Genomic DNA, 24,714 nt, shown 5'->3' with positions numbered 1-24,714 from the left:
CGCAACATGCCTAGAGGTTTAAACAATAAAGTTGCATTAATTACGGGTGCTGCACAAGGCATTGGACGCGGTATTGCCTTACGTTTAGCGCAAGAAGGTGTTCATATTGCCTTGATCGATCTTCATCAAGAAAAGTTAAATGCTGTTCAAAAAGAAGTTGAAGCCTTTGGCGTAAAAGCCACCACATTTATTGCGGATATTTCAGATCCAATACAAGTTAGTCATGCAATTGATCATGCTGAATCGACACTTAATAGTTTTGATATCATGATCAATAATGCAGGTATTGCACAAGTTAAAGCTTTGGCAGAAGTAACGCCAAGTGAATTTAACCAAATTATGAACATCAATGTTGGTGGTGTACTTTGGGGGATTCAAGCCGCAGCAAATAAATTTAAACAACGTCAACAGGCTGGAAAAATTATTAATGCGTGCTCAATCGCAGGTCATGAAGGTTTTGCTTTACTCGGTGTTTATTCGGCAACTAAATTTGCAGTTCGTGCATTGACGCAAGCTGCAGCTAAAGAATATGCCAGTGCTAAAATTACTGTAAATAGCTATTGTCCGGGTGTTGTAGGCACAGACATGTGGGTCGAAATAGATCAGCGTTTCTCTGAAATTACAGGCACACCAATTGGTCAAACGTATAAAAAATATGTAGATGGTATTGCTTTAGGACGTGCTGAAACACCAGATGATGTCGCTGCATTAGTTGCATTTTTAGCCAGCGAGGATGCAAACTACATTACAGGTCAGTCTATTTTGACAGATGGTGGAATGGTTTACCGTTAATATCAACATAAGGAATACATAATGAAAGCAGCTCGTTTTTATGACCGAGGGGATATTCGGATTGAAGATATTCCTGAACCGAAAGTACTTCCAGGCACAGTTGGAATTCAAGTTGCATGGTGTGGTATTTGCGGTACAGATTTACATGAATTCATGGAAGGCCCTATTTTTATTCCACCTTGTGGTCATCCACATCCAATTTCGGGAGAATCTGCACCTGTAACAATGGGACATGAATTTTCAGGTGTGGTTTATGCAGTTGGTGAGGGTGTAGATGACATTCAAATTGGACAACATGTCGTAGTTGAACCCTATATTATTGCTGACGATGTGCCGACTGGCCCGAATGATAAGTATCATTTATCAAAAAATATGAACTTTATTGGTTTAGGTGGACGTGGTGGTGGTCTTTCTGAAAAAATTGCAGTTCAACGACGTTGGGTACATCCTATTTCAAATGATATTCCCTTAGACCAAGCAGCGTTGATAGAACCTTTATCTGTCGGCCATCATGCCTATGTCAGAAGTGGTGCAAAAGCTGGCGATATTGCACTGGTTGGTGGAGCAGGCCCAATAGGCCTACTTTTATCAGCCATTTTAAAGGCCAAAGGTCTTACGGTCATCATTACTGAACTGAGTGCAAAACGTAAAGAAAAAGCGATAGAGGCTGGCGTTGCCGATTATGTACTAGACCCATCTCAGGTTGATGTGGTTGATGAAGTAATGAAAATTACTGAAAGCCGTGGTGTAGATGTCGCTTTTGAATGTAGTAGTGTCAATAAAGTCATGGATACACTCGTTGCAGCAATGAAACCAACTGGCGTAGTCGTTATCGTTTCTATTTGGAGCCATCCTGCCACAATTAATGTGCATAGTGTGGTGATGAAAGAGCTAGATATTCGTGGCACGATTGCTTATGTCAATGACCATCAGGAAACCATCCGTTTAGTTGAGCAAGGTAAGATTAATCTAGAACCTTTTATTACCCAACGTATTGCATTAGATGATCTTGTTTCTAAAGGCTTTGAAACGCTGATTCATAATAATGAGTCTGCTGTAAAAATTATTGTTCATCCTTAATGTATAGCTAAACCATTTAGCAAAACTAAGATGCAATAGATACAACATCTATTGCATCTTTTTATTTTGAATCGATAAGTTCGCCGTAAGAACACTGCCTTGTTCAAATGAGCAAAATTTTGCGCAAAAACTATGTCATTCAATGGAAATGAGCAAATATATTCACAAAAAGTGTTTTTATAGTATTTTTGAGAACAATTATTACTCATTGATAGCAATCAAAAAATTAATAGTACCAACCTATTACTGCGTTTTTAACTTACATAACTGTGCCTTTTGGCTAAAAGAAGTAAATGAGCCGAATAACCCGTATATTTGGCTCACTATATGAGCTGTTTAAGCCATTTATTCGGCTCATAGTATCGTTTTTATTAGGTCACAAATCATAAAATGAGCTGAATAATTCAATTAATAAGCTCACAAAATGAGCCGAATAGATGTTACAATCGGCTCATGCAGTAGGGGAATGCTTATGAAAAAATGGGTATGGCAAAAAGCAAACTGGACTAAATTTAAATGGGATGAAGCACTCGTTACGGTAAAACTGCGTTTAATTCATAAGAAGATAGGTCAATTGGTCGGTGAGAGCAAAGCATCACCAGATGCTGAGGCATTACCATTAGATACACTGCTCACAAACCTAGTCGCATCCTCACTCATTGAAGATGAGAAGTTGAATGTTCGTTCACTCAAATCCTCATTAGCTCGGCGTTTAGGGGTAACAGAAGAAAATCCTGCACCAATTCAAGATAAAACTGAAGGCTTAGCCAATATCATGATGGATGCAGTGAGCAATCATAATGCGCCATTAACCATGGAGCGCTTGTTACAATGGCATAACTGGCTTTTTCAAACTATAGAACGCTTCGATTATGCTGCCCAAAAAATCAAAGTAGGAGAGATCCGTGATAACGAGGCACCAATGCAGGTTGTTGGTGGTTCTCCTTATGGCACTACAACCAAGGTTTACTTTGAAGCACCTGAGGGTGGAGAGCATTTACAGGGACTAATGAATGACTTTATAGAATGGTTCAATAGTTCCAGAGAAGATGTAATGCTTGATCCGTTACTGCGAGCTGCACTTGCTCATTTCTGGTTTGTGACATTACATCCATTTGAAGATGGTAATGGTCGTATCACTCGTGTCATTACAGATTTAGCATTAGCCCAAATGGATCACCAAAGTATCCGTTTATACGCCATGTCCGTGGCCATCCATGAAAATCGTAGTAGTTATTATGAAGTTCTTGAGAAATGCCAGAATAATACCTATACGATTAATGAGTGGTTGGTCTGGTTCTTAGATACTTTAGAGAAAAGTATAGATAGGTCTTTACTACGACTTGATCGAACGATTGCAAAAGCGAAATTTTGGAGCTCTTATTCTCATATCGAATTCAATGAAGCCCAGAATAAAGTTTTAAATCGTTTACTCAATGGCGAAGAGAATGATTTCCCTCTAGGCATTAATGCTTCACAGTATCAAAAGGTCACTGGAGTAAGTAAAGCTACAGCAACACGTCACCTAACCGAACTTCTGGAAGGAGATGTACTGCATAAACTTGAAGGTGGTGGACGTAATACCCGCTACGTGTTGAAAGTTGATAAAGAAAAGTTTACTCAAAATCACTATCAGTTCGGCCATTAAAACCCATATATCCAGTCTGATTAATCAATGTTTTATGGGTTTTACTATCATAAATATAACCAGTTAGTGATCTCAAATCGCGGCCAAAGTCTGGTCGAACGATTTGTTCAGGCAAAATCAGACGATCAATTGGTCGCAGATGCAGACCCTAAAACTTTAGGGCAATATTACGCGCTTGTTCTCCACGGGCTATCTGTTCAAGCAAGAGATGGATATTCAAAAGAAGAGTTATCGACAGTAATTAGCTTTGCTTTACAGAATCTTGATCGATATTTGGCAACCTAATTCAGAAGCATATTAACAAGACTCTGATTCGGGTTAACCAATCTGTGTAGAGTATGAGGAGACCTAAAAGGTTTCCTTTTTTTATTGAAAAATTTATTTCAAAACTACCTGATTTATGGCGGGCAAAGTTGTATCCGCTACTTTTAATAATAGTTCTACTCGTCATGCTTTGTGTAAATTAACTTTTTATTTAAATTAACTTTTTATTTCAATTAATTGAAGAGTAATCTCTCTTAAAAATTAAATCTCTACATGCTCTAAAACTGTAAATTTTATGCCTCAAATGGCTTTCAAAAAAGTTTGAATAATAGACTTGAAATATATAGTGGCTTTGTGCCACTATATATTCATCGAAGGTCATCAGACAAACAGAGGATGATATGGCTATCCAGCTTTTAGATGCGGCAAGAAACGAAATTCCAGTGAAATTTACGCAGTTTTCTGGTGGCGAGCGTCATGTTCAAATTGATGAGACAACCTTAGGTTCACTATATGGCAATGTATTGGTTCGTGCACACATGGCCTCAAGTCACGATGTGATGGACTATTTACTACTTGAAAATATATTGCTGACTCAGGGTTTAACCATTGACCTAGAAGTTCCGTATTTTCCATATGCACGTCAGGACCGTATTTGTGCAGTAGGCCAAGCGTTCTCGCTTGATGTGATGACCAAGTTACTCAACATCAATGCTGACAAAAAAGCGGGCAAACAAGGCAAGGTGACTGTTTGGGACTGCCATAGTGAAGTAACAACAGCATTACTTGCTGCCAATACTTCTTTTAGTGAAGTTGTAAACATCAGTTCAGTCGACATCATCGCAAAGAGTGAAGCGCTAAGTACATTGTTAAAAGATGAAAAAACAGTGTTGGTTTGCCCAGACAAAGGCGCAAAAGCGCGTACACAAATGGTCGCAGATGCTTTTAATAGCGAGCGCAAACAACCAATCACTATTGTTCAGTGTGATAAAAAACGTGACCCAGTAACTGGCAAAATTTTAGGTACACATGTACATGCGACTGATTTATCAGGCTTAACAGCGGTCATTACCGATGACATTTGTGATGGCGGTGCAACCTTTATTGGTATTGCTAAAGAACTCCGTCGTCTTAATTGTCATAAGGTCGTTCTATACGTGACCCACGGTATTTTCAGTAAAGGAATAGAGGTTTTTGGTGGACTGTTAGATCAACTGTTTACCTCAGACAGCTTTCCACAACAACCATCAGACAAAATTTCAGTAATTGCTTTTGCAGCAGAATAAAGAGAACAAAGATGACGATTAAACTTAATCCATTAAACGCTATCGATTTTTATAAAGCTGATCACAGACGTCAGTATCCAGCAGGCACAGAGTACGTGTACGCGAACTTTACGCCGCGTTCATCTCGACTTGCTAAAATGTTGCCTGACTTCGACGATAAAGTTGTGTTCTTTGGTCTTCAGGGTTTTGTTAAACACTTTTTAATCGATACATGGAATGAAGGCTTTTTCAAACAACCTAAAGAAAAAGTGGTGTCTGCATATAAACGCCGTATGGATAGTTCACTAGGTGAAGGTGCTGTACCGGTTGATCACATTGAAGCATTACACGACTTGGGCTATTTACCATTACGCATTAAAGCATTGCCAGAAGGTAGCCGCGTCAATATGCGTGTACCTGTGCTTACTGTAATTAATACCGATCCGTGTTTCTTTTGGCTAACTAATTATATTGAAACCGTGTTAAGTGCTGAACTTTGGAAAAGCTGCACTACAGCAACGATTGCCTACGAGTACAAACGATTATTAACTCAATATGCTGTAAAAACTGGCGCACCACTCGATTTTGTACCTGTGCAAGGACATGATTTTAGTAGCCGTGGTATGAGTGGAATTTATGATGCTGCACAATCTGGCATTGGCCACTTAACCAGTTTTATTGGAACAGATTCGGTTGCTTCAATTGACTATGCCGAAGAATACTACAATGCCACAGGTGTGGTTGGGGTATCTGTACCAGCGACCGAACATAGTGTGATGTGTATGGGCACTGAAGACAGTGAGCTAGAAACATTTAAGCGTTTAATTTGCGAGCTTTATCCGTCGGGTGTTGTCAGTATTGTGTCTGATACTTGGGACTTTTGGCGAGTCATTACAGAATTTACGGTGGCTTTAAAACCTGAAATTTTGGCGCGACAACCGAATGCTTTAGGCTTGGCTAAATTGGTTTTTCGTCCAGACTCTGGTGACCCTGTTAAAATTATTTGTGGTGACCCAGATGCCGAAGTCGGCAGCCCAGCCTACAAAGGCGCAGTTGAATGTTTATGGGAAGTGTTTGGTGGTACAACAACTGAGCAAGGCTATAAAGTGCTTAATGAACGTGTCGGTTTAATTTATGGTGACTCAATTACTCTAGACCGTGCACAGCGCATTTTAGAAGGGCTTGAAGTCAAAGGCTTTGCTTCAAAAAACTTGGTGTTTGGGATCGGCAGTTTTACCTATAATTACTTAACTCGCGATACCTTTGGGTTTGCTGTGAAAGCGACTTGGGGACAAGTGAATGGTGTAGGCCGTGAGTTGTTTAAAGATCCAATTACTGACTCAGGTGTGAAAAAATCTGCGAAAGGTCTGTTACGCATCGAAGAAAGTGAAAATGGCTTTACCTTGTTTGATCAGCAAACAGCCGAGCAAGAACAAGGCGGGGCGCTAAAAACTGTCTTTGAAAGTGGTAAACTTCAATATGAGTGTACTTTGGATCAAATTCGTGAGCGTTTATCCATCGCATAACTGAGTTTAGATGAGCCGTTGCATGAGTATCGGCTCATCATTTTTATTGAGAGGCTGAACGTGACTATTCAAACTGAACAAGAATTCCTTGCCAGTTATGATCGCCGAGATTATGACGCACCTTTACTCACTGTCGATATGGCTATTTTCTCGGTATTTAATGGTCAGTTGCAGGTACTACTCATTAAGCGACCCAACTTTCCAGCCAAAGACCAGTGGGCTTTACCCGGCGGTTTTGCCGATTTAACCCATGACCAAGATTTGATGGCCACGGCTTATCGTAAGCTGGTCGAAAAAACAGGAATTAGTTCACCTTACTTGGAACAAGTTGCTTCTGTCGGCAATGCCAAACGTGACCCGCGTGGCTGGGCAGTAACCATTTTGTATTTTGCCTTAATCGATTTTAATGCATATCAACATCAAGCATTAGCTGAATACAGCGAATGGGTGCCTGTAGCAAAAGCACAAGATTTAACGTTGGCGTTTGATCATAATGAATTGCTTAACTTGGCATTAGAGCGTTTAACTAGTAAAACTCGCTATACCGCATTGCCAGCCAGTCTCATGCCTGAGTTGTTTACGCTGACTGAGCTACAAACTATTTATGAAATTATTCTTGGGCAATCCTTAGATAAAAAAGCGTTTAGGCGCCGTATGATAGAAGCGGGTGCAGTTGAAGAAACGAACCACAGTAAAATTGTAGGCAAACGACCAGCTCAGCTTTATCGCTATGCACTCGATTCTTTCGATTTTATATTTCCTCGCTCACTCGAATTACCCAGAAATAAAGAGGGTGAAGATAAGCAAAACAATGAGCTTTCTGACTAGCGCATATTGATGCGCTTATGATTGATGTTTGTTATGCATCTGACTTTGTCATGTGTACAGATTTTATGTTTCACCATATCTGTACATCATAATCTGTGAAGAATTCAGCGTAAGCTTTTTGAAATCCTTTAAAATCTAATCTTCCTTTGGAATTAATATTGATTCTACATACTGTGCTTGATCTGAACCCATGCGTGTAATTTTACCCATAAAATATATTCCTTGATAAATAGTGTTAATAAGATTTTTTATTGACGTTTAAGTCGAGTGAATGATATATTTTTTTGAATGATCATTCCAGAAAGAATTCCAAATGAGACCAAAAGAGTTTGAAGAAGATGATATAGCAGAAGCTGCTATGAAAGTTTTTTGGCAACGAGGCTATGCTGGAACGAGTATTCAAGACTTAGTAGAAGGCACTGGCCTAGGACGTGGCAGCCTTTATAACGCTTTTGAAAGTAAATATGGATTATATGAATTTGCTTTAAAACGTTATTATGAGATTACTGCTAGCAATATAGCCATATTATCTGAAGATGGAACTGTTAGAGAACTAATACGCCGTTTACTCATGAAAATTGTCTCAGAAGAGCTTAATGATACTCAAAACATGGGCTGTATGGTCGCCAATGCCTGTTTAGAGATGGCAAGACACGATGAGGGAATTGCTGATTTAGTCGCAAAAAATTTAAGCAGAATGGAAAGAGCCATTAGCTCGTTAATACTGCGTGGGCAGGCTAATGGTGAAATTGATGCTACAAAAAACCCTGAAGCATTAGCTAGATTTATCGTAAGTACGATTCAAGGAATCCGTGTCGTAAGTAAAGGCAGTGAAAAAAAATATCAATCCGAAAGGCTCGTTGACATCGTGGATATTGCGATAAGCGTAATCTAAATTTATGAATTGATAAAATAGTCATATTCCTTGATGTATTAATAGATGAACTGTTAATAGATCAAGGCATGTCCTTTTTTTACCTATTTTGGAATGATCGTTACAAAACAATCCATTTTAAAAGTCAGCCATACAAATTCAACACACACCATTTTTTATCAGCAACAAAGAAAGGAAGTAACAATGACTCAAGCAGCACAATCTAAAGCAAAGACAATTGCAGTCTTTGCTACTGGCATTACAAGGGCTGCAATAGCTAGGAACCTTAAAGGAAATGGTTTTAACGTAAATGTATGGAACTATAGCTATGAAAAATAAAGCTTTAGAAGAGTCAAGCAAAGCACCATTAAAGGGTGGACTATGAATATACAAAATAACGCTGTGACATCAGATATTGTGAATAGCTCTAAAGAAGATATTCCTGTTTTAAAGCTTCTAGCATTTACGCTTGCTGGTTTCATTACAATTATGACGGAAACCATGCCAGCAGGTTTGTTGCCATTGATTAGTAGGGATTTACAGGTAACAGAAGCTTTAGCAGGGCAATTAGTATCTGTTTATGCTTTAGGTTCTGTAATAGCTGCTATTCCTGTTGTTGCAGCTACTCGTAGTTGGTCACGAAGACCTTTATTTTTACTGGCAATCAGTGGCTTATTAATCTTCAATACCTTAACTGCATTATCTTCCAGCTATATTGTTGTGTTGGTTGCTCGTTTTATTGCGGGGATGTCGGCGGGAATTATTTGGGGAGTACTCGCAGGTTATGCTCGAAGCATGGTATCTGCTAACTTACAGGGTCGAGCGCTAGCCATAGTTGGCGTAGGACAGCCTATTGCCTTATGTCTGGGAGTGCCTTTAGGTACTTGGTTAGGCAGCATGTTTGGTTGGAGAGGCGTATTTTGGATTATTTCTCTGCTCGCCTTATTTCTAGTGATTTGGATTAGAGTCGCGATTCCAAACTTTTCTGGACAAGTTGCAGAGCAACGCCAATCGATCAAAGAGATTTTTTTACATCCAGGTATTCGCTCAGTGTTAGCGGTAATTTTCTTATGGATTCTTGCACATAACGTTTTGTATACCTTTATTTCACCTTATCTGGCATCTGTAGGGCTTGGTAAGCATATAGATCTGGTACTTTTATTATTTGGTGTGTCATCAATCATCGGGATTTGGGTCACTGGTGTTTGGGTGGATCAGTCATTACGTTTATTAACCTTGCTAAGTTTAGCTGGATTTGCAATTGCTGCGATCTTAATTGGCTTAGGTGGTAGTGGGAACTCTGCTTGGCTAGTACTGAGTGGTATCGCGCTGTGGGGTATGACTTTTGGTGGGGCTCCAACTTTGCTTCAAACCGCAATTGCAGATACTGCTGGTGAAGGTGCTGATGTAGCCCAGTCTATGTTAGTTACTGTCTTCAATTTAGCCGTTGCTGGAGGAGGATTATTAGGTGGAATATTACTTCAAAAAATCGGTCCATCATCATTCACGATAGCGATGTGTGTTTTATCAATAATTTCCTTCTATGTGGTCTTACAAGCTAAGGTACATGGATTTAAAAATAGATAATTTTTAAATAAATTTAGACACTAGATTGGTTCCAATCAAGCTAGTGTCTATTCACCATTAAATGAATATTTAGAGGGTCAACTTCATCCACTTAATAAAATATTTTTATTGATGTTATAAATTTTAAGACAATTTAATCGATTCTTTACCTTATTTTTACAGCTCCTAATTCAAAAGAAAAGCATCACGTCACTCATGTCTTTTTAACTTTATTTTTTTCATCATAATCTGAAAGTAGATACTCAATATGTATTTAAGATTATCCTTAAATATCTAATTAAATGAAAAAAAATAATTATTTAAATATTTTCTAGCCATTTTCACATTGACACCTTAAATATTGAAGATTAACATTTGCGTGCTGGCCACATTGCCAGTCGGTTTTAGCAGACCGTTTTTTCGACTACATCAGGATTATTTCTCTGAGGAATAGTTTTGCGTGTATATCTCGTTCCCTCCCGTTGCGGTAGGACGGGAGAGGGACACCTGCGGGTGTGCTGGAGTCGAAACCAGTCTGCTAACCCTCTTTCGTTCTGCCACCATAAACCTCTTATGCTCTGGCAGAACTCCATATATAAAGGAGTTGGCTTTGCACATTCATATTTTTTTGGCAACCATAGCCAAAGTACACTATAACGACACAACTTAAACTTTTTACAAGGGTTTGACCGCCGTTCGGCTGTTCAGGCTTTCATTTGTTATTACTAAAAAACTTACCATCAACAATAAAACTTGAGATGTGCTAGGCACAGTCTTTATGGCTTTGCTATGCCTTTTTTTCACCTTAAAAAAACTAAAAGGCTTTTATATCTCTTTTATATACAACAAGAATTTATTTTATAAAGGTAAAACTATGCCAAATTTAGTTCTCTCATTTCGTGCTTTAAGTGTGCTTCATACTTCAAGGTTTCTTTTTAATAAATATGGCTTTCACAATGTAGGGGTAGACCGAATTATAAAGTCGGCAAAAATCCCCAAGGCTACGTTTTATAATTACTTTCACTCGAAAGAACGTCTTATTGAAATGAGTTTAACTTTTCAAACAGATGGTCTTAAGCATGAGGTTATTTCTGTTATTTACGTTGATAAAGGGTTACCGATGGCTGAAAAGCTACGCAAAATTTTCTTTTTACATGCCAATGTAGAAGGGCTTTACAACTTGCCATTTAAATCAATTTTCGAAATATCGAAATTATATCCAAAGGCGTATCAGCTTGTAATTGACTACCGAAACTGGCTGATGAATGAAATCTATAATTTGCTTTTAACGACTGATTCGAATGCTTTAAAACAAGATGCACACATGTTTTTGTTTGTGATAGATGGTGCAATGGTTCAGCTTTTAGACTCGAACAAACCAGATGAACGGGAGAGGTTGCTTGAGTATTTTTTGATGGGGTTGGGGTGATAAATGCTGTTTTATTTAATACGAAAGTCAGGTAGCTGTCTTATTTATTAGTGAACTATATTGTAGTTACTAAGATAGTTATAAATCCAAATGTTTGTAATTCTACTTAATAATAATTGTAAACAGTGACATGCATGGCAATGTTACTCAGGTTTGAGATAAATGAAGTTACGAAACTTCAGAACAACTGAAAAGAGAGAATAATTAAATGCAATTAACTGGTTTAATTCCTTTATTTGAAAGTATGAAGAGTCAAAAAATTCAGCGTTATAAATTTGAATTTAAAAGAAATAACGTAAGTTTTGATGTGATATTTTTCACAGATAGCTCTCCATATATTCTGTTATTTGGTGCCCGTGGTCATAATTTTAGTTTTGAAATTGAAGTTCACAAGGGCTTTAGAATTAAAACTATGTTGGATAAAGACATTTATAAAAAATTGCAGCAAGTTTTAGGTCTACAATTTGATCCAAACAATAAATTTAGTATGAATGCTTTTTTTGAAGATTTTAATAAAAAAATACCTGCAATCGCTAATTTTAAAAATGTTCCAAAACCACATGAAATAGCTTTATACAGTCGAGATGTTGAAGAATCTCATAAGATATATTTCATGGGATGGTTGGATAACACAATAAGAGGTGATTCAGTAACTGAAAAAAACTTAGAAAAAACGGAGAGATTGCTAGGCTATAAAACTTATTTAACATGTAAATCTAAAAATCTTAGTAGCCGTTGGACAGATCAAGAGCACTTAGCTAAAGAATTCATTAATCCATGAGTAAAAGAATGATTTTCTTTTACCTAAAAGAAGGCTTGCGTTGGTTCAGACTTAAACGCATATTTCTAAATTTTCCATTGAGATGCATTAAAGCGGAAATTAAGTGAAATAAAAAAAGCCCCTAAGAAGGGCTTTTTAAGATTGAGCTATGTGACTGAATAAAAAATTATTCTCGATCTAAATAAATTTTACCCAAATTAATTTTTTTATAATGCTCAAAATTAGCTTTTTCTTCTGGAACTTGCTCATTAAACTTTTCTGAGTAATCTATTGTTTTATTTCTATAATTTTTAAAACTAATATAAACTAAGGACGGGAGGTTAGTGTAATCATCCATACTTGGTTCAATAAAAAAATATTCTTTTGTTAGTGACCTAATAGTAAAACTACCATCATTACTTATTTTTATTGTTGTTGATTTCTCATCTGGTAAATAGAAACTAATGTACCCATTTGCATTGTGTAGAGGTTCTTTAGTTTTGCTGTCATAAAGATAACCAGTTACTTCTGGGGTCAAATATAATATCTTTCTAGTACAGCCAGAAGCGAGTGAGAACGAAATTATAAGAAAAAAGAATATTATATATTTTTTCATTTTTTAGAAACCATTAAAAATATGCTTATTCACGGTCTAAATAAATTTTACCTAAATCAATTTTTTTATAATGACTAAAACTAGACTTACCTTCTGAAACTTGTCGACTATATGCCTCTGAATAATCAATAATTTTAAGTTGATAATTCTTAAAACTTATAAAAATTTCTGAAGGGAAATTAGTGTATTCCTTTACATCAGGTCTTATAAAGTAATACGTTGCTGTAATAGGAGGAATGGTAAAGCTACCATCCGACTTCAAATTAATTTTGGCATTATCACTATCAGTTCGGCCATTAAAACCCATATATCCAGTTTGATCACTCAATGGTTTATGAGTTCTACTGTCATAAATATAACCAGTTAGTTCAGGAGTAAAATATAAGGTGTTTTTAGTACAAGCTGGGAGGGCTAGTACAGATAAAACCATACAGATAAAAGAAATATAATTTTTCATTGTTTAGAAATTCCTGAAATAAATAACAATCCCATAGTATCTTTTTCATTCACAACCATTTGGATGTTCCAATTTGGTATTGAATAAGGTACTCGAGCTCTTAAATACAATTTCTAAGATTTAAGAGCTCGGGCTGTAGCAACAACCACATTGTGAACGTTACAGTTTTGGATAAATTAGTTTACCTATGTTCACCTAGAATCTAGTTCACAATTGAATTTATAATTAATAAACAATAAATATAATTGCTTAGAGCATTAAAATGATAACTTATAAAATATTTGGTTCATGAACCTAGCTATGAATACATAGTTTCCTACTAATAAGTCTTAAGAATAGACTAAATTTGTCTAGGAGAGTGGTGGACTACCACCACTAACTAACAGGTGTCTACAAAATCGATGGCTATTTAATAAGTGTAGTTTAGTATTTGGTATAAAATATTATGCTGAGGTTGGGTTTTGATAGCTACGATTTCTGTTTGGCTTTTTGGCGTAAGACATACAAATATAAGCTTTCTACTTTTTCACGTGCCCATGGTGTGGTACGCAAAAATCGCAATGATGATTTAACACTTGGATCTATACAAAAACATCTAATTTCAATTTTACGACTTAAGCCTTCAAAGCCACCGTAGTAATCCAATAATTCATCCAAAATGTCAGCAAGTTTTTTGCCGTGTAGAGGGTCATTGGAGGCGTTCATAATAAATCAACCATATTTTTGGAGGCCATTATTATAACCTGAGCAAGGTACGTGAATGAACATAATATTCGTTATGCCGAAATCCTTTGACTCATGTATCTATAATCACGAATGAAATAACTCTTTAGAAAATGGGAGCGTTGGAATTTAAACGTAATTAACATAGAAAATTACAGCTTCTCAAAAATGAGTTCATGAACTCATGGAATTTTTAAGTACATTTATATAAAAGGCTAAGTTCTCCCAGCAAAGAAATAGATGCCGTTTAGATAAAATTTTCAATCAAATAATTTTATTGTTGATATTTCTAGTCACATAGTCTATTTTTATTTTATGAATTATTCTTCCTTACCCAAAAGACCACGTGGTCGACCAACCAAACACGGTTGTAACTATGCAGACACTAAAGAAGTGTTAATCCGCCGAGGTATCGAGTTACTGACCGAACGTGGAATGAATGCTATGAGCTTGGACGATCTCATGAAATCAGTCCAAGTTCCTAAAGGGTCTTTCTACCATTATTTTGCAAATAAAGAGGCTTTTATTTTAGAAGTTCTAGATGCTTACGAGCTTTATTTTGTGAAGCGATTGAATTATATTTTAAGTCAAACTGATCTTTCACCATTAGAAAGGCTGCAAAATTTTGTAAAAGATGCGGGTGAAAAACTGCAAAAATATGATTTTAAACGAGGTTGTATTTTAGGTAACTTAGGACAAGAAGTTTCTTATTTGCCACCAGAGATCATCGCCCGAATTGAAAGTATTTTTAAAGTATGGGAGAAAGTGGTTTCTGATTGCCTACATCAGTCAAATTCACAATATAACGTAACTGATTGTGATGAAGCTGCTTATCAGTTTTGGATTGGATGGGAAGGCGCAGTTCTTAGAGCACGTTTGGTCAAATCAACAAGTCCTTTAGATGCATTTTATCGCTTGTTTATTTTAGCTGTAGAACAACAAAATCACTTAAAAAATTAATTAAAAAATAAATGCAGATGTCTGCATTTATTTTTTAATTAATTCTAGACAAGTAGTCTAATTAAATAGAGAGGAAGTTCTATGTACAAAGGTATCGTAATTACTAAAGATGATGCAGGTTACACATCAAAAATTACTGAGATTGCATCAAAGCCTTTAGAAGAAGGCGAGGTTAGAGTTGAAGTCAAATATTCAACTTTGAACTATAAAGATGCTTTAGCCATTACTGGGCGCTCTCCAGTAGTTCGTAGTTTTCCGTTAACACCGGGTATAGATTTTTCAGGTGTTGTGATTGAATCAAAACATCCAGCATGGAAACAAGGAGATGAAGTTTTATTAAATGGTTGGGGTGTTGGCGAAAAATATTCTGGGGGATTAGCTGAGCAAGTTACTGTTTCAGGCGATTGGCTCATACAAAAACCTTCTGCTTTTTCTTTTAAGGATACGATGATTATTGGTACAGCAGGTTATACTGCAATGCTGTGTGTCATGGCTTTACAAAAACATGGTATTAAACCAAGTGATGGGAAAATTTTAGTAACAGGTGCAAATGGTGGTGTTGGTAGTATTGCGATTATTATTTTGAACCATCTTGGTTACGAGATTACAGCTTCAACTGGTCGACCTCAAGAGTCAGAATATTTAACCTATTTAGGCGCAAGTGAAATTCTTGATCGTATTGAATTATCTTCGCCAGGAAAGCCATTAAACAAAGAAATTTGGGCTGGCGTGATTGATACTGTTGGAAGCCATACTTTAGTCAATGCATGTGCTAGTACAAAATATCGTGGTGCAGTTGCTGCGTGTGGTTTGGCAGGTGGAATGGATTTTCCAGCGACAGTTGCTCCATTTATTTTGAGAGGGATTACGTTATATGGAATTGATAGCGTGATGGCACCAATTGAATTAAGAAAAGAAGCATGGGAACGTTTAGCTACAGAATTAGATCAAACAAAATTAGAAACAGTAACGACTGAAATTCAGTTAACAGATGCTTTAAATATTTCAAATGAAATTTTAGATGGAAAAATTCGAGGTAGAGTTGTTGTTAAACTATAATTCGACAAAATGAATCATGTAGAAAATGATTGTAGAACTTTGGAGAGCCATTTTATTCGTGGTTATAGGTACATGAGTCAAAGGATTTTGACCTAACGAATATTATGTTCATTCACGTACTCAGCATCATGAATCTGCAAAATTATATTCATGATGCTGAGCTGTAGCAACAACTGTGTTGTGTAGGCTACAGTCTCGGATACGTTATTTAACATAATATACATTATACGAAATCAATGTAATCTTCCCATACAAACACAGAGTTACGCGACCTTGCACAAACAAAGTCGCCGTAGAACATCATCTTATTATTTTAAAAAGTTAGAGATCTCTAATAATACTTCATCTGTTTTTTCTGCGTGTAGCCAATGTCCCACATTTAAAACCTCTTTTATTTCAGCAACAGGAAACTGTTCCTTAATAGCATCAAAATGTTCAGGCTTATGAATGTATGGAGATAACCCACCACGTAAAAATAACACCGGCTTTGTATAAGGCTTTATCTCTTGCCAAGATAATATCTCTGCATAATGCGCAAAAATGGCATTTAAATTAAAACGCCATTTGCCTTGCGTAAATGATTTCAATAAAAACTGAATCACCATATCTTCTTGAATAAATTTCTTCATGATTTCAGTAGCTTGTAATCTTGATGCTGGTGCAGCTTCTTGTACAGCAAATAATGCTTTAAAAATTTGTTCGTGATGATTTTCTTGATAAGCAAATGGTGCAATATCTAACACAATGAGGCGTACCAGACGATTTTCGGCCTTCTCTGCTACTTTCATGCCTATTTTTCCGCCCATGGAGTGTCCAATAAGGGAAAATTTTTGAATCTGTAGATAATCCAAAGTCTCTAATACATCCTGCGCCATCAAATCATAGTTCATCTGTTCACTATGTTCAGATAACCCATGATTACGCACATCTAGCTGTATTACAGTACGTTGATCAAAAGCCCGCGCTAGCATACCAAGGTTACTCAAACTGCCAAATAACCCATGAATAAGTACAACAGGCTCTAGTTCGCTTGGGTTTTCTGATTTCTGTATTTGATGATTAAGGATCATAGTGCTTCTATCAGGTATTTTTATATATAGTGGCTTTTTAGTTTTTAAGAATCAATAAATTTGCTTAGGCTATTTATAAAAATACCAAAAATCAGAGATAATAGTAATGTATTATCCTGATTTTTCTAAATTTATCTCATGTTTATATGCTAGGTTTGAAAAAATTAAATGGAATTTTCAAATAACGAATGCCGTTTTCTTCAGGTTCAGGGAATTGTCCAGCCTGCATATTGATTTGTATAGCAGGTAAAATCAATTTAGGCATGGCTAGAGTTGCGTCGCGTTGATTTCGCATCTGAACAAAATCTTCTTTTTTAATGCTTTCATTGATATGAATATTATGCTTTTTTTGTTCAGCAATACTGCTTTCATAAACAAAGTGATCACGATCTTCAGGTAAATAGTCGTGGCACAAGAACACTCGCATATCACCATCTAAAGCAAACAGCTTTTGCACTGAATCAAATAATGTCGCTGCGCTACCTTTAGGAAAATCACAGCGTGCTGTACCATAATCAGGCATAAATAGCGTGTCACCGACGAATACAGCATCACCAATCACGTAGCTTAGGCAAGCTGGCGTATGTCCTGGTGTTGGAATGTTATATGCATTTATTTCACCAATTTTAAAATGTTCACCATCTTTAAATAAATAATCAAATGAGCTTGTCGCATTAAAATATTTGGGTTCAAGGTTATAAATTGCGCTAAATGTTTCCTGCACAACCGCAATTTTTTCACTCATCGCGACCACTCCCCCCACCTTCTGTTTTAAATATTGTGAAGCTGTTAAATGATCTGCATGTACATGTGTTTCTAAAATCCAATTTATGCTTAGGCTATTTTGCTGAATATAATCAATCATCTCATCAGCCGAAGTTGTGTGAGTCGTTGCTGATGCAGCATCATAATTCAGCACACTATCGATAATCGCAGATTGGTGACTGTTCGGGTCTGTGACCACATAGCTAAAAGTGTTAGTTTCTTTATCAAAAAAAGCCTTAACGATTGGTTTTATCAACATGATTTAGCTCCCATCGTTTTATTGAATATAAATACACCAATGATCATAGCAAAAATAAAATAAAGCGCTTGATAGTGCCCTAAACCAATTAAAGTAAGACTTGGTCCAGGACAAATACCTGCTAAGCCCCAACCAATACCGAAAATAGCACTTCCAAGAACTAATCGAGTGTCAATCTGTGTATTCTTAGGTAGCTCAATTGGTTCTTTAAACACTGTTTTAGGTGCTTTCTGTTTGGATAATATTTGAAATGGAATAAATGCCACTGCAATTGCACCCATCATCACAAATGCCAGACTTGCATCCCAACTACCAAAAATATCAAGAAAATTCAGTATTTTTTCTGGATTAGCCATGCCTGAGAACATTAAACCTGTGGCAAATAAACCACCAAAAATAAAGGCAAATATATTTTTCATGTTTATGCTCCCAAAATATGACGCATTACGAACACTGTCACGGCGCCAGCAAGCATAAAGGTTGCTGTTGCAATGAGTGATCGTTTCGATAAACGGCTAATCCCACAAATACCGTGACCACTGGTACATCCAGAACCGAGTCGCGTACCAAAACCAACCAGTAAACCCGCTAAAATCATAATGAACGGTGAACTCTTAATTTGAATCTGTGGTTGTGTAAATGCCCCGTAGGCAAATGGCACGATCATTAAGCCTAATAAGAACCAAAGTGCAGGTGTACTGAATAAGGTTTTAGGGCTAAGGACTTGTGAAATTAGGCCGCTAATTCCTGCAATACGACCATTGACCCACAAATAACCCACGGCGGATACACCCAGTAGTGTTCCACCGATAAAAGCGGTTAGATAGTCATGCATTTTCTGCGTTCCACTTAAAACAATATATGTTTTTATAATATGTTTATTTATAAATTATTCAAGAGCAATTTTGTGTAAATTTTATGCAAACCCACCTTTCAAATTCGTTTGAGGTGATAATGAATAATCTTTGACATACATTCCCTAGAATCATTTTAACCAATAAATATACGGATTCTAGATTGGGACATAATTGATATAGTTTTTTTCTTCAACTAAAAATGAATACTTTCCAGATTATTTTCAATAATATTCAACCAAGCTCGTGTTGCTGGTGTCATTGCAACAGTACTGTTCCATGCCATTTTTAAGTTCCAATTGATCTTCGGTTCTGTCAGTAAAGCAATATGAAACTCTTCAGCATTCAGCCGTTCACAATAGGCTTGAGGAAGTAAGGCTATTCCCACATTCGACTCCACCAGCTTGGCAATAAAGTCCCATTGACTACTCCGACATGCCACTTTGGGCTCAAAACCTACAGACTGCGCCGCCTGAATAATCACGTTGTTTAGCGTAAATGTATTGGCGTACAGTAAAAAAGATTCCTCCTTGAGTTCAATCAGTTTAATTTCTTGTTTTTTACGCCAATGTGAGCTTTTCTTTGCCAGTAGACAAATCGGTGAGTTGATAATCTCAAATCCACTCAGTAAAGGTTTTAGCTCTCCCATCACCACCCCAGCATCAACCTCTTTACGTAAAATAGCCTCCTCAATACCTGTCGCCCCGACTTCCAAAAAGTTCAACTCGATATGCGGATATTGACTATGAAATTTGGCAATCACGGTACTCAGCATCATAGCTGCCAAAGGTGGTAGACCAATCGTCAGCTTACCTTTCTTTAAACCTCTGACTTGTGTCACCGTATCAAAAATACGTTGCTGTTCATTCAGAATAATTAAAGCGTGTTCATACACTTGTTGTCCCACATAGGTCAAAGCTACGCCGCGTTTGCGTCCTGCCTCCCCTTTATGCAGCAACATAACGCCTAATTGCTCTTCTAGACTGCGCATCGCTTTACTAATGGTCGGTTGAGTTAAATTTAGCTGTTCAGCGGCTAAAGTGAAACTCTGAGTTTCAACAAGAGTGACAAAAACTAGTAGACTTTTAATATCCACACCCAATATTCCATATTTGCATAATTATTATTTTATTATTCATAATTCATGCAACAGGTCAATTTTAAAATACCTTCATGTTGTTTAAACCTGTTTGTATCATGTCCTCTCCTTATGCATCAAAAATTCACAATCTCCTAAAAGTCACCGCTCAATTGCTATTTTTAATTGGACTCTGGTGGATCGGTTCCTTTATTCAGCAATTCTTTCATCTTCCAATTTCTGCAGGCGTGATTGGACTTATTCTGCTTCTATTTGCCCTGATGTCAGGCATCATGAAATTGGTGTGGATTAAATCAGGGGCAGATTTCATTCTTGCCGAATTGGTGTTGATGTTTATTCCCTGTGTCGTGGGCTTAGTCAAATATAAACAACTCTTTCTCACACAAGGCTGGCAGCTCATTCTTGCAGTTGTATTGGGCACTCTCTGCGTTATGGTAATGACCGCCTACAGCGTGCACTTTGGTTTTAAGCTCGAACGTAAACTACAGCAAAAGCAAAATCATCGTCAGACTAAAGTGGAAGCACACTCATGAACATCACGGCGCTATTGTGTTTCATTGCAACCATTATCGGGTACATCTTGGCGAAAAAACTCTATCGTCGTTATCCCTATATGCTGCTGTCCCCTGCCATGCTCGTTCCTTTTGTGCTGATTTTAATCTTGTTGGGTTTCCATATCTCCTATGACACCTACATGCTCGATAACCACTGGATTGTTTGGATGCTTGGACCTGCAACCATCGCCTTTGCCATCCCTATCTATGAATATCATCAACTGATTCGCAAACATCTGTTTTCTATTGCTCTGGGGATTGTGATTGGAATGAGTGCTGGTGTAATAAGTGCCTTTTATTTAGCAAAACTGTTTCATTTTGATAGCCAAACCACCTACAGCCTCATGTCACGCTCAATTTCTACCCCCTTTGCGATGGAACTCACCGCACATATTGGCGGTTCAGTCGAACTGGTGATTTTATTTACCATGATTACAGGGATTGCGGGCGTACTTTTGGGAGACACTGTACTACTGCTGTTAAAACTGAACTCCGCCTTTGCACAAGGTGCTTCGCTAGGCAATGCAGCACATGGCTTTGGTACCAGTAAAGCATTCATGCGTCATCATGAAGAAGGTGTGATTGCTTCCCTAACTATGGTTTTAGCAGGTGTATTTATGGTGATCCTCGGCCCGAGCTTAATTCATCTGGTATTACGTTGCTTAGGCTAATGAGTGGGTTAAAAACTTAAAATAAGGTCGTCATCGGCAAATAATTCAGACCGATCACAAATATCAACAAGCAGATTATTTCACTTAACTCAATACTCGCACCAATGGTATCTCCTGTAATGCCTCCAAGACGTTGCAGGAACTTAGCGCGCAAATAAAAGAATGTTAGTACCCATGCCAGTCCTGTAAGTAAGCCTATACCGTAAAAATACAAGACTAGACTCAAACTGAGTGCAATCACGCCATATACACGGCGCTTAGGCAAATGCGCTGCAATACTCGAACCTAATCCATTGGAACGGACATATGGTGTGCTCACAAATAAAGCCAAAGGCGAAATTCGTGCAAGTAATGGAAACAGTAATAAAGCCAGTGCTGCTTTCTGTTCTAGCAATACATACAAGGCAGCCCATTTTAAGACACAGACAATAATTAAACTTAAAACCCCAATTGGTCCACAACTCGGGTCTTTCATAATACGTAGTGTGCGCTCCTTGTCTCCAAAACCTCCGACCCATGCATCAGCAGTATCCGCCAACCCATCGAGATGTAAACCACCCGTCAACCAAATCCAAAGCACCAGAATTAAACTTGAGAGTAGAACTGTAGGCAATCCAGACAGTAATAAAGCCACTGTATATAAGATCAACCCGATGATCAGACCAACTAAAGGATAAAATAAAATCGAGTTTGCATTCTGCTCAGCCGTCGGCATTTCTTTAAGTTGAATTCGTAACGTAGTCAAGAACTGTAAAGCAATCAGAAATGGAGTCATATTAACTCCCTTAAAGCCAACATCTGTGTAGCCGCATCCCAATGAAAAGAATTGAGTTGCCCCAATTCAGCCGACATTTTCAACACATCATCCAAGGGTTGCCGTAACACCATACATTTTAACAGTTTAATTACGCCACCATGTGTGACCATCAATGCCGATTGCCAACCATTGAGCTGCATCTGCTGCTGTATGTTCGACATCGCTGTACTGACTCGGAGATGAAACTGATGCATAGTTTCCGCATTGGGAAGTGTAGTCTGCGTTGGTTTTTGCCAGAAATCTGCCAAAGTTTCAGGAAATTGTTCATATAACTGTTGTATCGACTGTCCTTCCCAATCGCCAAAATGCATTTCTTGCAGGTTTTTATCTAAAATAAGCGGTATATCCCGCTCTTTTACACAGTGTTCCGCGAACATAGAACAACGCTGCAAGGGTGAGGAAAAGACTACATCCCATTGCTGAGGCAGAGTTTGAGATTGATCTATACTGCTCAGCATTTGTTGCCACCCCTTAGCTGTCAAAGCATCATCCAGTGAACCGCGCAGCGTATGACTCAGTTCACTTTCGCCATGTCGTAGTAGATCAATCTTTAAATGCATAGCAGATTTCCTAAATTTTCTCACCAATCACGGCGGCTTCTGCAAATGTCGCCATTTGATTATGTAAATGGCATGCCAATTTAATAATCCCAAGTGCTGCACCTGCACCACTGGCTTCACCCAAGCGTAAATTTAACTTTAAAATTGGCTCTGCATTTAACTCTTGCAATAAACGCTGATGTCCATATTCAGCAGATTGATGCCCAAACAGCATCCATTCACGTACCGCAGGATTCAGTTTGACTGCAACCAGTGCAGCAGCCGTACTAATAAAGCCATCAACAACCATTGGTAGACCTAATTGCGCACAACGGATATATGCACCGACCATCGCGGCAATTTCTAAACCACCTACTGCACAAAGTGCTTTAAAGGCATCCTGCTGCACATATTCACGATGTAATGCCACAGCACGATCAATCACTTGTTTTTTATGTGCTAACTGTTCTGCACGAATGCCTGTACCGACACCTGTAAGTTGTTCTGCCGCTTCATTGAGTAACATACATGCCAAAGCAGAAGCCGAACAGGTATTACCAATGCCCATTTCACCCGCCACATAAATAGAAGCATGTTCCTGTACGGCACGCTCTACACTTTGCTGACCCAATTCCATAGCCGAAATGCACTGTGCTTCCGTCATTGCAAGCTGTTGAGCAAAATTGGCTGTACCTGGGGCAATACAATGCGTCTCTACATTCGGATATTGATAAGCATCACCCACCGTACCGCAATCAATCACTTGTAAAGTTGCGGCATACTCTTTGGCAATGACACTAATACAGGCACCACCCGTGGTGAAATTCAGTAACATTTGACGGGTCACTGCTTGAGGATATGCCGAAATATTTTCTTCCATCACCCCATGATCACCAGCAAAAATACTAATCCACGGTGCTTGAATATTGGGTTGATCTTTATTCTGCAAACTTGCTAATAAAATTGCGATATGTTCTAACTCAGACAAAGAACCAGTAGGCTTGGTGAGTTGTAATTGGCGCGCTTCTGCACGTTGTTTTGCTGCATCATTCGGTTGTTGACACGCCTCTAACCACCAGCTCATGATTTGTCTCCTTTTAATTGCATTGATAATCCCGCCATACAAAACTGTACCTTATCGGCAAGTTGAGCCAGTTGTTGATGAAGTCGCCCAGATTCATCCACAAACTTACGGCTCAGTTCCCCCATAGGCACAACGCCTAAACCAGTTTCATTACTCACAAGAATAATTGTGGAAGATAAAGTCGGTAAAACTTCGAGTAATTTTTGCATCTGATGTGCCAATAAGTTTTGATCATCTGCCAATAAGAGATTGGTCATCCATAAAGTCAGACAATCCACTAAGATCAGTTGTTCTGGCGCATCTATACGCTGCAAACAATTGGCTAAATACAACGGCTCTTCGCTGAGTTGCCAATGTGATGGGCGTTGCGATTGATGATGTTGAATCCGTTGCTGCATTTCAACATCTAAAGCCTGAGCGGTTGCCACGTAGTGAACCTTAAGCCCCGAATCTTGTGCAATCTGTTCAGCCAAACGACTTTTACCTGAACGAGCACCCCCTAATATGAGTTGCAACATACGTCACCTAATGAAATGTTCTGTAGAGTATGTAAAGGACCTTGTAAGACTTGGGCATGATAATAACCAAACTTGATCTGGCTAATGTCAATTTCAAACTGCTGAGCAGGAAATGCAGCCATTTTGTCTAAAATACTTTGGCTGGGATACGCAGCGTTATATAGACCCACGGTAATATGCGGGTAATAGCTTAATGCCGCAACTTCATCACTAAACTGGGCACATTGCGCTCTGATTTTTTCTAAAGCCAAGTCAATATCGATAACCTCTAGATATAAAGCACTACTGAAACTATTCAGAGCACCTATTTTCAGTTTAAATTTTTCTAATCGGCTTAACTTCAACTCTGCATATTGTTGTTGGAATTGCTGTTGCGTGAAGTCATCATCAAAAATTGCTTGATCTTGTGCTAAAAAACCACAAATAAACAGTGTGATATGAAACTGACGTGTATTGGGAAATAATAGATATTCGGAGAAATAATCTTGAACTTGATTAAGATACAAAATCAAGTCTGGATTTTGAATTTCAATATACCACAGTGCATAGAGCTCCCGACCATGATGCCATTCTGGATAATCACGGTGAATCGTGGGAACAACATGATGAATGTGATCTAAAAACACGTTTAATATCA

28 protein-coding genes and 2 pseudogenes are annotated in these 24,714 nt (G+C 37.9%); 17 read left to right on the top strand and 13 right to left on the bottom strand.

Features of this window, described 5'->3' with window-relative positions:
* Positions 1-6 precede the first annotated feature (6 nt).
* The 13 genes and pseudogenes from I593_RS12480 (at position 7) to I593_RS12430 (ending at position 12,053) form a co-directional block, all read left to right on the top strand.
* Positions 7-792, top strand: a complete 786-nt coding sequence (locus I593_RS12480; RefSeq protein ID WP_016167936.1) for an acetoin reductase — start codon at positions 7-9, stop codon at positions 790-792.
* Positions 793-813: 21 nt separating this feature from the next.
* A complete protein-coding gene (locus tag I593_RS12475; RefSeq protein WP_016167935.1) occupies positions 814-1,872 on the top strand; it encodes a 2,3-butanediol dehydrogenase in 1,059 nt (352 codons plus the stop codon).
* Positions 1,873-2,344: 472 nt separating this feature from the next.
* Positions 2,345-3,520, top strand: a complete 1,176-nt coding sequence (locus tag I593_RS12470; RefSeq protein ID WP_016167934.1) for a Fic family protein — start codon at positions 2,345-2,347, stop codon at positions 3,518-3,520.
* Between the two features lie 78 nt (positions 3,521-3,598).
* Positions 3,599-3,805 (top strand): annotated as a pseudogene (locus tag I593_RS12465) (TetR/AcrR family transcriptional regulator); the annotation flags it as partial.
* Positions 3,806-3,882: 77 nt separating this feature from the next.
* Positions 3,883-3,987 (top strand): annotated as a pseudogene (locus tag I593_RS20435) (sulfite exporter TauE/SafE family protein); the annotation flags it as partial.
* Between the two features lie 198 nt (positions 3,988-4,185).
* Positions 4,186-5,070, top strand: coding sequence for a phosphoribosyltransferase family protein (locus tag I593_RS12460; protein ID WP_016167932.1), 885 nt, complete (start codon positions 4,186-4,188; stop codon positions 5,068-5,070).
* 11 nt (positions 5,071-5,081) lie between these two features.
* Positions 5,082-6,575, top strand: a complete 1,494-nt coding sequence (locus tag I593_RS12455; RefSeq protein WP_016167931.1) for a nicotinate phosphoribosyltransferase — start codon at positions 5,082-5,084, stop codon at positions 6,573-6,575.
* Between the two features lie 60 nt (positions 6,576-6,635).
* Positions 6,636-7,403, top strand: coding sequence for an ADPR responsive transcriptional repressor NtrR (ntrR, locus tag I593_RS12450; protein ID WP_016167930.1), 768 nt, complete (start codon positions 6,636-6,638; stop codon positions 7,401-7,403).
* A 313-nt stretch (positions 7,404-7,716) separates the two neighbouring features.
* Entirely contained in the window at positions 7,717-8,298 is a 582-nt protein-coding gene (locus I593_RS12445; protein WP_016167929.1) for a TetR/AcrR family transcriptional regulator, read from the top strand.
* A gap of 183 nt (positions 8,299-8,481) precedes the next feature.
* The gene (locus I593_RS21005; protein ID WP_016167928.1) at positions 8,482-8,616 is read left to right on the top strand and encodes a Rossmann-fold NAD(P)-binding domain-containing protein; all 135 of its coding nucleotides are present in this window, start codon (positions 8,482-8,484) and stop codon (positions 8,614-8,616) included.
* 42 nt (positions 8,617-8,658) lie between these two features.
* Positions 8,659-9,864 (top strand): MFS transporter, encoded by a 1,206-nt coding sequence (locus I593_RS12440; protein WP_016167927.1) that lies wholly within the window; start codon positions 8,659-8,661, stop codon positions 9,862-9,864.
* A gap of 853 nt (positions 9,865-10,717) precedes the next feature.
* Positions 10,718-11,272 (top strand): TetR/AcrR family transcriptional regulator, encoded by a 555-nt coding sequence (locus I593_RS12435; RefSeq protein ID WP_016167926.1) that lies wholly within the window; start codon positions 10,718-10,720, stop codon positions 11,270-11,272.
* A gap of 208 nt (positions 11,273-11,480) precedes the next feature.
* Positions 11,481-12,053 (top strand): DUF6037 family protein, encoded by a 573-nt coding sequence (locus I593_RS12430; protein WP_016167925.1) that lies wholly within the window; start codon positions 11,481-11,483, stop codon positions 12,051-12,053.
* A gap of 166 nt (positions 12,054-12,219) precedes the next feature.
* Here the strand turns inward: I593_RS12430 and I593_RS12425 are convergent, their stop codons facing one another.
* From I593_RS12425 to I593_RS12415, 3 genes are all read right to left on the bottom strand, one after another.
* A complete protein-coding gene (locus I593_RS12425; RefSeq protein ID WP_016167924.1) occupies positions 12,220-12,648 on the bottom strand; it encodes a hypothetical protein in 429 nt (142 codons plus the stop codon).
* A gap of 25 nt (positions 12,649-12,673) precedes the next feature.
* Positions 12,674-13,105, bottom strand: a complete 432-nt coding sequence (locus I593_RS12420) for a hypothetical protein (RefSeq protein ID WP_016167923.1) — start codon at positions 13,103-13,105, stop codon at positions 12,674-12,676.
* Positions 13,106-13,573: 468 nt separating this feature from the next.
* Positions 13,574-13,810: a VF530 family protein gene (locus tag I593_RS12415; protein ID WP_003651786.1), complete on the bottom strand. Its 237-nt coding sequence runs from the start codon at positions 13,808-13,810 to the stop codon at positions 13,574-13,576.
* Between the two features lie 333 nt (positions 13,811-14,143).
* Between I593_RS12415 and acuR the strand changes: the two genes are divergently transcribed.
* Positions 14,144-14,788 (top strand): acrylate utilization transcriptional regulator AcuR, encoded by a 645-nt coding sequence (gene acuR, locus I593_RS12410; protein ID WP_016167922.1) that lies wholly within the window; start codon positions 14,144-14,146, stop codon positions 14,786-14,788.
* Positions 14,789-14,869: 81 nt separating this feature from the next.
* Positions 14,870-15,847 carry an acrylyl-CoA reductase (NADPH) gene (gene acuI / locus I593_RS12405; protein WP_016167921.1) on the top strand — a complete coding sequence of 326 codons (978 nt, stop codon included), beginning with the start codon at positions 14,870-14,872 and terminating at the stop codon, positions 15,845-15,847.
* 308 nt (positions 15,848-16,155) lie between these two features.
* On the opposite strand, the gene I593_RS12400 is transcribed toward acuI, so the two are convergent.
* The 5 genes from I593_RS12400 to I593_RS12380 form a co-directional block, all read right to left on the bottom strand.
* Positions 16,156-16,917 carry an alpha/beta fold hydrolase gene (locus I593_RS12400; RefSeq protein ID WP_016167920.1) on the bottom strand — a complete coding sequence of 254 codons (762 nt, stop codon included), beginning with the start codon at positions 16,915-16,917 and terminating at the stop codon, positions 16,156-16,158.
* A gap of 142 nt (positions 16,918-17,059) precedes the next feature.
* A complete protein-coding gene (locus tag I593_RS12395) occupies positions 17,060-17,941 on the bottom strand; it encodes an MBL fold metallo-hydrolase (RefSeq protein WP_016167919.1) in 882 nt (293 codons plus the stop codon).
* The gene (locus I593_RS12390; RefSeq protein WP_016167918.1) at positions 17,935-18,360 is read right to left on the bottom strand and encodes a YeeE/YedE family protein; all 426 of its coding nucleotides are present in this window, start codon (positions 18,358-18,360) and stop codon (positions 17,935-17,937) included. The genes I593_RS12395 and I593_RS12390 overlap by 7 nt, the downstream gene beginning before the upstream one ends.
* A 2-nt stretch (positions 18,361-18,362) precedes the next feature.
* Positions 18,363-18,776, bottom strand: coding sequence for a YeeE/YedE family protein (locus I593_RS12385; RefSeq protein WP_016167917.1), 414 nt, complete (start codon positions 18,774-18,776; stop codon positions 18,363-18,365).
* A 215-nt stretch (positions 18,777-18,991) separates the two neighbouring features.
* On the bottom strand, positions 18,992-19,891 hold the full coding sequence (locus I593_RS12380) for a LysR family transcriptional regulator (RefSeq protein ID WP_016167916.1): 900 nt from the start codon (positions 19,889-19,891) through the stop codon (positions 18,992-18,994).
* A gap of 101 nt (positions 19,892-19,992) precedes the next feature.
* Between I593_RS12380 and I593_RS12375 the strand changes: the two genes are divergently transcribed.
* Both I593_RS12375 and I593_RS12370 read left to right on the top strand, forming a co-directional pair.
* A complete protein-coding gene (locus I593_RS12375; protein WP_035302025.1) occupies positions 19,993-20,427 on the top strand; it encodes a CidA/LrgA family protein in 435 nt (144 codons plus the stop codon).
* Positions 20,424-21,119: an LrgB family protein gene (locus I593_RS12370; protein ID WP_016167914.1), complete on the top strand. Its 696-nt coding sequence runs from the start codon at positions 20,424-20,426 to the stop codon at positions 21,117-21,119. The genes I593_RS12375 and I593_RS12370 overlap by 4 nt, the downstream gene beginning before the upstream one ends.
* A 16-nt stretch (positions 21,120-21,135) precedes the next feature.
* Here the strand turns inward: I593_RS12370 and I593_RS12365 are convergent, their stop codons facing one another.
* From I593_RS12365 to I593_RS12345, 5 genes are read right to left on the bottom strand one after another with little or no spacing between them, the layout of a single operon-like run.
* Positions 21,136-21,894, bottom strand: a complete 759-nt coding sequence (locus tag I593_RS12365) for an adenosylcobinamide-GDP ribazoletransferase (RefSeq protein ID WP_016167913.1) — start codon at positions 21,892-21,894, stop codon at positions 21,136-21,138.
* Positions 21,891-22,496, bottom strand: a complete 606-nt coding sequence (locus I593_RS12360) for a histidine phosphatase family protein (protein ID WP_016167912.1) — start codon at positions 22,494-22,496, stop codon at positions 21,891-21,893. The genes I593_RS12365 and I593_RS12360 overlap by 4 nt, the downstream gene beginning before the upstream one ends.
* Positions 22,497-22,506: 10 nt before the next feature.
* The gene (cobT, locus tag I593_RS12355; protein ID WP_016167911.1) at positions 22,507-23,559 is read right to left on the bottom strand and encodes a nicotinate-nucleotide--dimethylbenzimidazole phosphoribosyltransferase; all 1,053 of its coding nucleotides are present in this window, start codon (positions 23,557-23,559) and stop codon (positions 22,507-22,509) included.
* Positions 23,556-24,077: a bifunctional adenosylcobinamide kinase/adenosylcobinamide-phosphate guanylyltransferase gene (cobU, locus tag I593_RS12350; protein WP_016167910.1), complete on the bottom strand. Its 522-nt coding sequence runs from the start codon at positions 24,075-24,077 to the stop codon at positions 23,556-23,558. Before cobU ends, cobT begins: the two co-directional genes overlap by 4 nt.
* On the bottom strand, positions 24,059-24,703 hold the full coding sequence (locus tag I593_RS12345) for a 2'-5' RNA ligase family protein (protein WP_016167909.1): 645 nt from the start codon (positions 24,701-24,703) through the stop codon (positions 24,059-24,061). The genes cobU and I593_RS12345 overlap by 19 nt, the downstream gene beginning before the upstream one ends.
* Positions 24,704-24,714: the final 11 nt, after the last annotated feature.

The organism is Acinetobacter tandoii DSM 14970 = CIP 107469 (genome assembly GCF_000400735.1).
GTDB classification, from domain to species: Bacteria; Pseudomonadota; Gammaproteobacteria; order Pseudomonadales; family Moraxellaceae; genus Acinetobacter; species Acinetobacter tandoii.
Note: the sequence above shows the minus strand (reverse complement) of the source record. Positions and strands in the feature narration are given on the sequence as shown.

What these genes read in the sequence shown, in the direction of transcription:
- I593_RS12480 (WP_016167936.1), top strand. Translation starts at nt 7, where the DNA reads ATGCCTAGAGGTTTAAACAATAAAGTTGCATTAATTACGGGTGCTGCA.
- I593_RS12475 (WP_016167935.1), top strand. Translation starts at nt 814, where the DNA reads ATGAAAGCAGCTCGTTTTTATGACCGAGGGGATATTCGGATTGAAGAT.
- I593_RS12470 (WP_016167934.1), top strand. Translation starts at nt 2,345, where the DNA reads ATGAAAAAATGGGTATGGCAAAAAGCAAACTGGACTAAATTTAAATGG.
- I593_RS12460 (WP_016167932.1), top strand. Translation starts at nt 4,186, where the DNA reads ATGGCTATCCAGCTTTTAGATGCGGCAAGAAACGAAATTCCAGTGAAA.
- I593_RS12455 (WP_016167931.1), top strand. Translation starts at nt 5,082, where the DNA reads ATGACGATTAAACTTAATCCATTAAACGCTATCGATTTTTATAAAGCT.
- I593_RS12445 (WP_016167929.1), top strand. Translation starts at nt 7,717, where the DNA reads ATGAGACCAAAAGAGTTTGAAGAAGATGATATAGCAGAAGCTGCTATG.
- I593_RS21005 (WP_016167928.1), top strand. Translation starts at nt 8,482, where the DNA reads ATGACTCAAGCAGCACAATCTAAAGCAAAGACAATTGCAGTCTTTGCT.
- I593_RS12440 (WP_016167927.1), top strand. Translation starts at nt 8,659, where the DNA reads ATGAATATACAAAATAACGCTGTGACATCAGATATTGTGAATAGCTCT.
- I593_RS12435 (WP_016167926.1), top strand. Translation starts at nt 10,718, where the DNA reads ATGCCAAATTTAGTTCTCTCATTTCGTGCTTTAAGTGTGCTTCATACT.
- I593_RS12430 (WP_016167925.1), top strand. Translation starts at nt 11,481, where the DNA reads ATGCAATTAACTGGTTTAATTCCTTTATTTGAAAGTATGAAGAGTCAA.
- I593_RS12425 (WP_016167924.1), bottom strand. Translation starts at nt 12,648, where the DNA reads ATGAAAAAATATATAATATTCTTTTTTCTTATAATTTCGTTCTCACTC.
- I593_RS12420 (WP_016167923.1), bottom strand. Translation starts at nt 13,105, where the DNA reads ATGAAAAATTATATTTCTTTTATCTGTATGGTTTTATCTGTACTAGCC.
- I593_RS12415 (WP_003651786.1), bottom strand. Translation starts at nt 13,810, where the DNA reads ATGAACGCCTCCAATGACCCTCTACACGGCAAAAAACTTGCTGACATT.
- acuR (WP_016167922.1), top strand. Translation starts at nt 14,144, where the DNA reads ATGAATTATTCTTCCTTACCCAAAAGACCACGTGGTCGACCAACCAAA.
- acuI (WP_016167921.1), top strand. Translation starts at nt 14,870, where the DNA reads ATGTACAAAGGTATCGTAATTACTAAAGATGATGCAGGTTACACATCA.
- I593_RS12400 (WP_016167920.1), bottom strand. Translation starts at nt 16,917, where the DNA reads ATGATCCTTAATCATCAAATACAGAAATCAGAAAACCCAAGCGAACTA.
- I593_RS12395 (WP_016167919.1), bottom strand. Translation starts at nt 17,941, where the DNA reads ATGTTGATAAAACCAATCGTTAAGGCTTTTTTTGATAAAGAAACTAAC.
- I593_RS12390 (WP_016167918.1), bottom strand. Translation starts at nt 18,360, where the DNA reads ATGAAAAATATATTTGCCTTTATTTTTGGTGGTTTATTTGCCACAGGT.
- I593_RS12385 (WP_016167917.1), bottom strand. Translation starts at nt 18,776, where the DNA reads ATGCATGACTATCTAACCGCTTTTATCGGTGGAACACTACTGGGTGTA.
- I593_RS12375 (WP_035302025.1), top strand. Translation starts at nt 19,993, where the DNA reads ATGTCCTCTCCTTATGCATCAAAAATTCACAATCTCCTAAAAGTCACC.
- I593_RS12370 (WP_016167914.1), top strand. Translation starts at nt 20,424, where the DNA reads ATGAACATCACGGCGCTATTGTGTTTCATTGCAACCATTATCGGGTAC.
- I593_RS12365 (WP_016167913.1), bottom strand. Translation starts at nt 21,894, where the DNA reads ATGACTCCATTTCTGATTGCTTTACAGTTCTTGACTACGTTACGAATT.
- I593_RS12360 (WP_016167912.1), bottom strand. Translation starts at nt 22,496, where the DNA reads ATGCATTTAAAGATTGATCTACTACGACATGGCGAAAGTGAACTGAGT.
- cobT (WP_016167911.1), bottom strand. Translation starts at nt 23,559, where the DNA reads ATGAGCTGGTGGTTAGAGGCGTGTCAACAACCGAATGATGCAGCAAAA.
- cobU (WP_016167910.1), bottom strand. Translation starts at nt 24,077, where the DNA reads ATGTTGCAACTCATATTAGGGGGTGCTCGTTCAGGTAAAAGTCGTTTG.